Origin of the sequence: Paenibacillus darwinianus, assembly GCF_000598065.1 — a bacterium.
Lineage (GTDB): Bacteria > Bacillota > Bacilli > Paenibacillales > Paenibacillaceae > Paenibacillus_I > Paenibacillus_I darwinianus.
Genome location: NZ_KK082132.1, coordinates 26,360 through 34,712 on the forward strand (window position 1 = coordinate 26,360; position 8,353 = coordinate 34,712).

5 protein-coding genes are annotated in these 8,353 nt (G+C 58.2%); all 5 read left to right on the forward strand.

Annotated elements, in window-relative coordinates; all coding sequences use genetic code 11:
* Nucleotides 1-153 precede the first annotated feature (153 nt).
* Nucleotides 154-1,431, forward strand: coding sequence for a PDZ domain-containing protein (locus BG52_RS02360; protein WP_036666784.1), 1,278 nt, complete (start codon nucleotides 154-156; stop codon nucleotides 1,429-1,431).
* Nucleotides 1,432-1,723: 292 nt separating this feature from the next.
* On the forward strand, nucleotides 1,724-3,727 hold the full coding sequence (gene uvrB / locus BG52_RS02365; protein ID WP_036582027.1) for an excinuclease ABC subunit UvrB: 2,004 nt from the start codon (nucleotides 1,724-1,726) through the stop codon (nucleotides 3,725-3,727).
* A 53-nt stretch (nucleotides 3,728-3,780) separates the two neighbouring features.
* Nucleotides 3,781-6,669 (forward strand): excinuclease ABC subunit UvrA, encoded by a 2,889-nt coding sequence (uvrA, locus tag BG52_RS02370; protein WP_036582024.1) that lies wholly within the window; start codon nucleotides 3,781-3,783, stop codon nucleotides 6,667-6,669.
* Nucleotides 6,670-6,969: 300 nt separating this feature from the next.
* Nucleotides 6,970-7,329, forward strand: a complete 360-nt coding sequence (locus tag BG52_RS02375) for a Na-translocating system protein MpsC family protein (RefSeq protein WP_036582022.1) — start codon at nucleotides 6,970-6,972, stop codon at nucleotides 7,327-7,329.
* 139 nt (nucleotides 7,330-7,468) lie between these two features.
* Nucleotides 7,469-8,353 (forward strand): sodium-dependent bicarbonate transport family permease (locus BG52_RS02380; RefSeq protein WP_036666785.1); only part of this gene is annotated, 885 nt, incomplete at its 3' end.

Consider the following 8,353-nt stretch of genomic DNA (forward strand, 5'->3'; position numbering starts at 1 on the left):
GCCGGCAGAAGCCGGATGCCCTGCCGACGCCTTGATCGAGGCCGCCGCGCAGGAGAAACGGTCCGGTATGTCGAATGTATATAAGGTCGGTATGCGCGCAGGCGCACGGCCTTTTTTCCTTTTTCATGACCCTTCAGCATGGGAGTGACGCAATTGGACGCAGCTCTGGAGTTGTTGCGGCAAGCGGGGGCGGCGGCAAGCCGCTTGCTGCTGCAACCTTTTACTTATATTTCCATATTATTGATCGGGATGATGCTTGCCAGACAAACGAGGCTGGAGCGCCGGCTTTTTTACGTGCGTCTGACCTTTTGGCCAAAGCTGCTGGGGCCGGCTATGCTGTACGGTATTGCCGCAGGCATCGTGGTGTCCGCCGCTTTGCTGCTGACAGGCGTATCGCTTAACGGTGAAGCGGTTTACTGGCTATGGGGCGCTTCGCTTCTGCTGATGCTGGTCCGCATCCGCTTTCTGAGCATAATCTATGGCGCCGCCTTGGTCGCGCTGCTTCAGTGGGCGCTGGGCCGTTTCGAGCTCGCCGGCTCGTCCGAATGGTACGGTCCGCTCGCCGCATCGCTGGAGGGTCAGGACGCGGCAGGATTGTTGCTCATCGCGTCACTGCTGCAGCTGGCCGAAGCGGCGCTCGTCGCCTGGCGGGGACCGCACGGCGCCGGGCCTCTGGTTGTCGACGGCAAGCGCGGCCGGCTCGTGGGCGGCTACCAGCTGCAAACTTTTTGGCCGGTGCCGCTGCTGCTGCTCGTTCCCTCGGGGACTGCGGATATGGCGTTGCCCTGGACGCCGCTGGCGGCGGGGGGGGCGGACGGTTGGGCGATGCTGGGACTGCCGGTCATGATCGGCTTCAGCGGTCTGACCACGTCGTTGCTGCCGCGTGAGAAAGCGCACCGCGCCTCCGTTAAGCTGCTGCTGTCGGGCGCGGTTGCGGCGGCTCTGGCGATGGCCGCTCTCCGGTGGCCGCCTTTCGTGCCGGTGGCTGCTGTCGCCGCGCTGTTGCTGCGCGAGCTGATGTGTCAGATCGAGCGGCGCAGGGAAGAGCAGACACCGCCGCTGTATGTACAGGATGACCGCGGATTGCGGGTGTTGGCCGTCGTTCCCGGAACGCCGGCCGACCAGATGGGCATACAGGCCGGGGAGATTTTGCACAAGGTAAACGGCATTCGGGTCCGCTCGCAGGAGGATCTCTATGAGGGGCTGCTCGAAAACTCCGCTTTCAGCAAGCTCGAGGTGCTCAACCTGGAAGGCCAGCTGAAGTTCGTGCGGCGCGCGCGGTTCGAAGGCGAACATCATCAGCTCGGCGTCGTTCTGGCCCCGGACGAGAAAACGATGCATGTGACTTGCGGCGTTCCGCGGTCGCTGTTCGACCTGATCCGGCAAGGCGGCGGTGTCCGCAAGCGCGGGAAATCGTCGGTGAGGCTATGAAGCGGAACACCATAATTGTTTCTGCGAACCGCATAACATCCTTTGACCCGATTGGAACCCTGACAGCATGCTGTCAGGGTTTTTCTTATATAATGGAGGCGTAAGCCGAACGGGTGTTGGAAACAACCCCCGATTGCGTGGGCGGCTTGTCATCGGTTATAATAGCATGGGAACGTTTATTCTCATTTCTGCGATTATGAGCCTATGATATGCCTTTTCGTCTAACATAGCCGGAATATGGGGTATACAAGCATATATAGATAAGCTGGAGCAAGGGAGTGAACCATGCAGCATGGGAGACGGACTGGAAGTGAAGGAAAGGATGTTCGAGCTGCTGTCCGAATATAAGCCGCAGGGCGATCAGCCGGCCGCGATCAAGCAGCTCGTCGAAGGCGTGAAGGGCGGTAAACGCCATCAGACTCTCCTCGGGGCGACGGGAACGGGGAAAACCTATACGGTCGCCAACATGATCGCCGAGCTGAACCGTCCGACGCTCGTCATCGCGCACAACAAGACGCTCGCCGCACAGCTGTGCAGCGAGTTTCAGGAGTTTTTTCCGAATAATGCGGTTTCGTATTTCGTCAGCTATTATGACTACTATCAGCCTGAAGCCTACATTCCTTCATCGGACACGTACATCGAGAAGGATTCCAGCATTAACGACGAGATCGACAAGCTGAGGCACTCCGCTACCAGCTCGCTTTTCGAGCGCCGCGACGTTATTGTCGTCGCGAGCGTGTCGTGCATTTACGGTCTCGGTTCGCCGATGGAATACAAGAATCTCGTGCTGTCGCTGCGGGTCGGCATGGAGAAGCCGCGCAACACGATTTTGCACAAGCTGGTGGACATCCAGTATCAGCGCAACGACATCAACTTCGTGCGGGGCACGTTCCGCGTGCGCGGCGACGTGATCGAGATTTTCCCGGTAGCGAACAACGAGCGCGCCATCCGCGTCGAGCTGTTCGGCGACGATATCGAGCGCATCACGGAAATCGATACGCTGACAGGAGAGATCGTCGGAGAACGCGACCATGTCGCGATTTTCCCGGCGTCCCACTTCGTTACCCATCAGGATACGATGCGGGTCGCTTTGCAAAATATCGAGCGCGAGCTGGAGGAGCGGCTGGCCGAGCTGCGCGAGCAGGGCAAGCTGCTGGAAGCCCAGCGGCTGGAGCAGCGGACGCGGTACGACATCGAGATGATGCAGGAAATGGGCTTCTGCTCCGGCATCGAGAACTACTCGGGACCGCTGACGTTCCGCGAGCGGGGAGCGACGCCGTACACGCTGCTGGATTATTTTCCGGACGACATGCTGATCGTGGTGGATGAGTCGCATGTTACGCTGCCGCAGATCCGGGCGATGTACAACGGCGACCGGGCGCGCAAGGAAGTGCTCGTGAACCATGGCTTCCGCCTGCCGTCCGCGATGGACAACCGTCCGCTCCGGTTCGAGGAGTTCGAGGAGAAAGCCGGCCAGCTCGTTTATGTATCGGCAACTCCGGGACCTTACGAGATCGAGCACACGCCGGAGATGATCCAGCAAATTATCCGGCCGACGGGTCTGCTCGATCCGATCATTGAGGTGCGGAAGACGAAGGGCCAGATCGACGACCTGCTTGGTGAAATCCGCGACCGGATCGCCAAGGACGAGAGGGTGCTGGTCACGACGCTCACCAAAAAGATGGCGGAGGATCTGACCGATTATCTCAAGGAGGTCGGCATCAAAGTCCGCTATCTGCATTCCGATATCAAGACGCTGGAGCGGATGGCGATCCTTCGCGATCTGCGGGTCGGCACGTTCCATGTGCTCGTCGGCATCAACCTGCTCAGGGAAGGACTTGACCTGCCGGAGGTGTCGCTCGTCGCCATTCTCGACGCGGATAAGGAAGGCTTCCTGCGGTCCGAGCGTTCGCTTATCCAGACGATCGGACGGGCGGCGCGGAACAGCGAAGGCCGCGTCATCATGTACGGCGACAAAATAACGGATTCGATGGATAAGGCGATCCGCGAGACGGAACGCCGCCGCGAGATCCAGATCGCCTACAACGAGAAGCACGGCATTACGCCGCAGACGATCCGCAAAAAAGTGCATGACGTCATTGAGGCAACGAAGGTGGCTGAGCAGAAGGCGGATTACCTGGCGAACGAATACGGCAAGATGTCGAAGAAGGAGAAGCAATCGCTGATCCAGCGGCTGGAGGCCGAGATGAAGGAAGCGGCGAAAAGTCTGCAATTCGAACGGGCGGCCGAGCTGCGCGACGCGCTGCTGGAGCTCAAGGCGGAAGTCGGAGCATAAATGCGGGAGTCGCAATATAAGGCAGGCAAGGCAACATTCAGGGAGGGACCGTTTTGGCTAGTGAGAACATCGTCATCAAAGGGGCTCGCGCCCACAATCTCAAAAATATCGACGTCACGATCCCGCGCGACAAGTTCGTCGTATTGACCGGGCTGAGCGGCTCGGGCAAATCGTCACTGGCGTTCGATACGATCTATGCGGAGGGTCAGCGCCGTTATGTCGAGTCGCTGTCCGCGTATGCGCGGCAGTTTCTCGGCCAGATGGAGAAGCCTGACGTCGATTCGATCGAAGGGTTGTCGCCGGCGATCTCCATCGACCAGAAGACGACAAGCCGCAACCCGCGCTCGACCGTCGGAACGGTGACCGAGATTTACGACTACTTGCGGCTGCTGTTCGCCCGGATCGGCAAGCCCCATTGTCCGGAGCATGGCATCGAGATCACGTCGCAGACGGTCGAGCAGATGGTCGACCGGATTATGGAATATCCGGAGCGGACCCGGCTGCAGATTCTGGCGCCGGTCGTCTCGGGGCGGAAGGGCGAGCATACGAAGGTGTTCGCCGATATGCAGAAGCAGGGCTTCGTCCGGGTGCGGGTGAACGGTGAAATCCGCGAGCTCGGCGAGCAGATTGAACTGGAGAAAAACAAGAAGCACAGCATTGAAGTTGTCGTCGACCGGATCGTCGTGAAGAGCGATGTCGAGTCGCGGCTCGCCGATTCGCTCGAGATGGCGCTCAAGCTGTCCGATGGACAGGTGATTGTAGACGTGATGGACAAGGAGGAGCTGCTGTTCAGCTCCAGCCTGGCCTGTCCGGTATGCGGATTCAGCATTGACGAGCTCGCGCCGCGCATGTTCTCGTTCAACAGCCCTTATGGCGCCTGCCCGGAATGCGACGGTCTAGGCGCGAAGATGATCGTGGACCCTGACCTGCTTGTTCCCGACTTGCGCCGTACGATCGAGAAGGGGGCGTTTGAGGCCTGGGCGGGCAGCACGTCGAACTATTATCCGCAGTTTCTGGAGTCGGTCTGCCAACATTACAAGATACCGACGAACGTTCCGGTGGCGGAGCTTACGGCCGAGCAGATGAAGAAGCTGCTGTATGGAACCGGCGGAGAGCGGGTGAAGTTCCGTTACCAGAACGATTTCGGACAATCGAAGGAAGCGTACGTGCCGTTCGAAGGCATCGTGCATAATCTGGAGCGGCGATACCGCGATACAGCCTCCGAAGGCATTCGCGAATATATTGAGGCTTATATGAGCCCCAAGGCCTGCGGCACCTGCAAGGGCCATCGTCTGAAGAAAGAGAGCCTGGCCGTAACGGTCGGCAAGCAAAATATGGCGTATGTGACGTCGTTGTCGATTGGCGAGGCGAAGACTTTTTTCGACGGGCTGGAGCTTAATGAGAGGGACCGGACGATCGCCCATTTGATTTTGCGGGAGATTAACGGCCGTTTGGGCTTCCTCGTCAATGTCGGACTTCAATACCTGACGCTCAGCCGGGCTGCAGGCACCCTGTCCGGCGGCGAAGCGCAGCGTATCCGGCTGGCAACGCAGATCGGCTCGAGCCTGATGGGCGTTCTGTATATTCTGGATGAGCCGAGTATCGGTCTGCATCAGCGCGACAACGACCGGCTGATCAGCACATTGGTGCATATGCGCGATCTTGGCAACACGCTGATCGTCGTCGAGCATGACGAGGACACGATGCTGGCCGCCGATTATATTATCGATATCGGTCCGGGCGCCGGCATGCACGGCGGCAAGGTCGTCGCGGCCGGTACGCCCGAGGAAGTCATGAAGGATGACAACTCGCTGACCGGGCAATATTTGAGCGGCCGCAAGTTTATACCGGTGCCGCTCGCCCGGAGGGCGACGGACGACCGCTGGCTGGAAATTCGCGGGGCGAAGGAGAACAACCTGAGGGGAATTAACGTGAAAATCCCGCTCGGTGTTTTTACCGCGATCACCGGCGTATCGGGATCAGGCAAGTCGACGCTTGTAAACGAGATTCTGTACAAGACGCTTGCGCGCGATTTGAACGGAGCCAAGATCAGACCCGGCCAATATAAGGAAATGAGCGGGTTGGAGCATCTGGAGAAGGTCATCGACATCGACCAGTCGCCGATCGGCCGAACGCCGCGCTCCAACCCGGCGACCTATACCGGTGTCTTCGACGATATTCGCGACGTATTCGCCAACACGAACGAGGCGAAGGTGCGCGGCTACAAGAAAGGCCGGTTCAGCTTCAATGTGAAGGGGGGTCGCTGCGAGGCGTGCAGGGGCGACGGCATCATCAAGATCGAGATGCACTTTCTGCCGGATGTTTATGTGCCTTGCGAAATCTGCAAGGGCAAACGCTACAATCGAGAGACGCTTGAGGTTAAATACAAAGGCAAGAGCATTGCGGATGTACTGGGGATGACGATCGAGGACGCGACTGAATTTTTCCGCAACATTCCGAAAATTCACCGGAAGCTGCAAACGCTGCTTGACGTCGGCCTCGGCTATATGAACATGGGACAGCCGGCGACGACGCTGTCCGGCGGCGAGGCGCAGCGCGTGAAGCTGGCTGCCGAACTATATCGCCGCAGCACCGGCAAGACGCTGTATATTTTGGACGAGCCGACAACGGGCCTGCACGTGGACGACATCGATCGGCTGCTGCATGTGCTTCACCGGCTGGTCGATTCGGGCGAGTCGGTGCTCGTTATCGAGCATAATCTGGATGTGATCAAGACGGCGGACTATTTGATCGATCTCGGACCGGAGGGGGGCAGCGGCGGCGGAACGATCGTCGCCACCGGCTCGCCGGAGGCGGTCATGAAGGCGAAAGGCTCCTACACCGGCCAATATTTGAAGCCGGTTCTGGAACGCGACCGCAGACGCACGGAAGAGCGCCGCAAGGTCGAAGACGGAGTGGCAGCAGCGACGACAGAGCAGTGATTCGACACGGGGATGATTCGTCGTCCGTTGCGAGCCCCTGCGAGATTGGCCGCGGATGTCTTTGGCCTGTCGCTGTCAGTTCATATTGACAACGATTCAGGCTATTCAGTATAATAGATGAAACAAAGGCGAATGATCTTCATAAAAACCGGACAACACGGGGCTTCAGCAAGCTGCTATGAACAATGGCAGAGTGAAGAGGCAAAGGCTGCGTCCGAGTTGCGATGAAGATAAATCGGTATATTCATTCGGATATTCTCCGGATGAGAATACCGATTTTTATTTTGTGGAGGGATCGGAATGTCTCAGGCAAAGTCCAAAGGCGAGCTGGAAGATAAAATCAGCCGGGCGTTAACACAGTGGGAGAAGGAATATCTCGGTCGTGGACCTGTTGTGGTGAAAACGGACATCGTGCGCAATATGGTTATCGTCGGACTGAAGGGTATACTGACTCCCGCTGAGCAGAAACTGGCGGAAACGGCGGAAGGCATGATAGCCGTAAAGCGGATCAGGGCCGATTTGGTAGAGTCGGGAAGAGAGCAGCTGGGCCGGATGCTAGAGGAGCTGACGGGTGAGGAGGTCATCAGCTTTCATACCGATGTCAGCACGCGGACCGGCGAACGGATCATGGTGTTCATGCTCGCGGCCAATTTGGAGTAAAGCTTTAACCGCATATTCGCAAGGCAGATCGGTCAAAAGAGCCCGTGCGGGCTCCGTTGCAGATAAGCCGGTAATCGAGATGGGGAATCCCGCGATTGCCGGCTATTTTTTTGAAATGAGAGGAAAGGGATGTTCCGCCATGTTTGATATTCTAATCGGTAACCTTCTGTCGCCAATCGTGCTGTTCTTCGTGCTGGGATTGAGCGCGGCCTTGCTCAAGTCCGATTTAAAAATTCCGAGCGGTCTCAGCGAAGCGCTGAGCATTTATTTACTGATCGCGATCGGCCTCAAAGGAGGAATCGAGCTGACTAATTATTCGCTGTCCACGCTCGCCCGTCCGATGACCGGGGCCTTGCTGCTGGGCACAATGATTCCGGTCGCGGTCGTGTTGGTGCTGAGGAAACTTTTGCGCATGGATCTGAATAACGCCGTTGCCTTAGCCGCCACATACGGCTCGGTCAGCGTCGTGACGTACGGTGCGGCGATCTCTTATTTGGAGAAGCAGAGCATCGGGTATGACGGATATATGAATGCGCTGCTCGTGATGATGGAGAGTCCGGCTATCGTCGTTTCCTTGCTGCTACTGCGGTTGGCGGCAAACAAAGGATCACGATCCGAACGTACTTCGCTCAGCTTGGGATTCGTCCAGGCGGTCCCGCGGCGTCCTTTGCTGAATAAGGAGTTGCTGAAGGAAAGTCTGTTTGGCAAAAGCGTGCTGCTGCTGCTCGGAAGCCTGCTGATCGGCTTGGCGGCAGGAGAGCCGGGCTACAAGGCGGTCAAGCCCTTGTTTGTGGACCTGTATCCGAGCGTATTGATGCTGTTCCTGCTCAATATGGGAATCATCGCGGGCTCGCGGCTTCCTGAAATAGGGCGATACGGCATCAAATTATTTCTGTTTGCCGTTATGATGCCCTTGCTCGGAGGTGCGTCGGGCGTCTGGATCGGATCCGCGATCGGCTTATCGGTAGGCAGCGCAGCGCTTATGGGAGTATTGGCGGGCAGCGCCTCCTATATAGCCGCCCCT

What these genes read in the sequence shown, in the direction of transcription:
- uvrB (WP_036582027.1), top strand. Translation starts at nt 1,724, where the DNA reads ATGGGAGACGGACTGGAAGTGAAGGAAAGGATGTTCGAGCTGCTGTCC.
- BG52_RS02375 (WP_036582022.1), top strand. Translation starts at nt 6,970, where the DNA reads ATGTCTCAGGCAAAGTCCAAAGGCGAGCTGGAAGATAAAATCAGCCGG.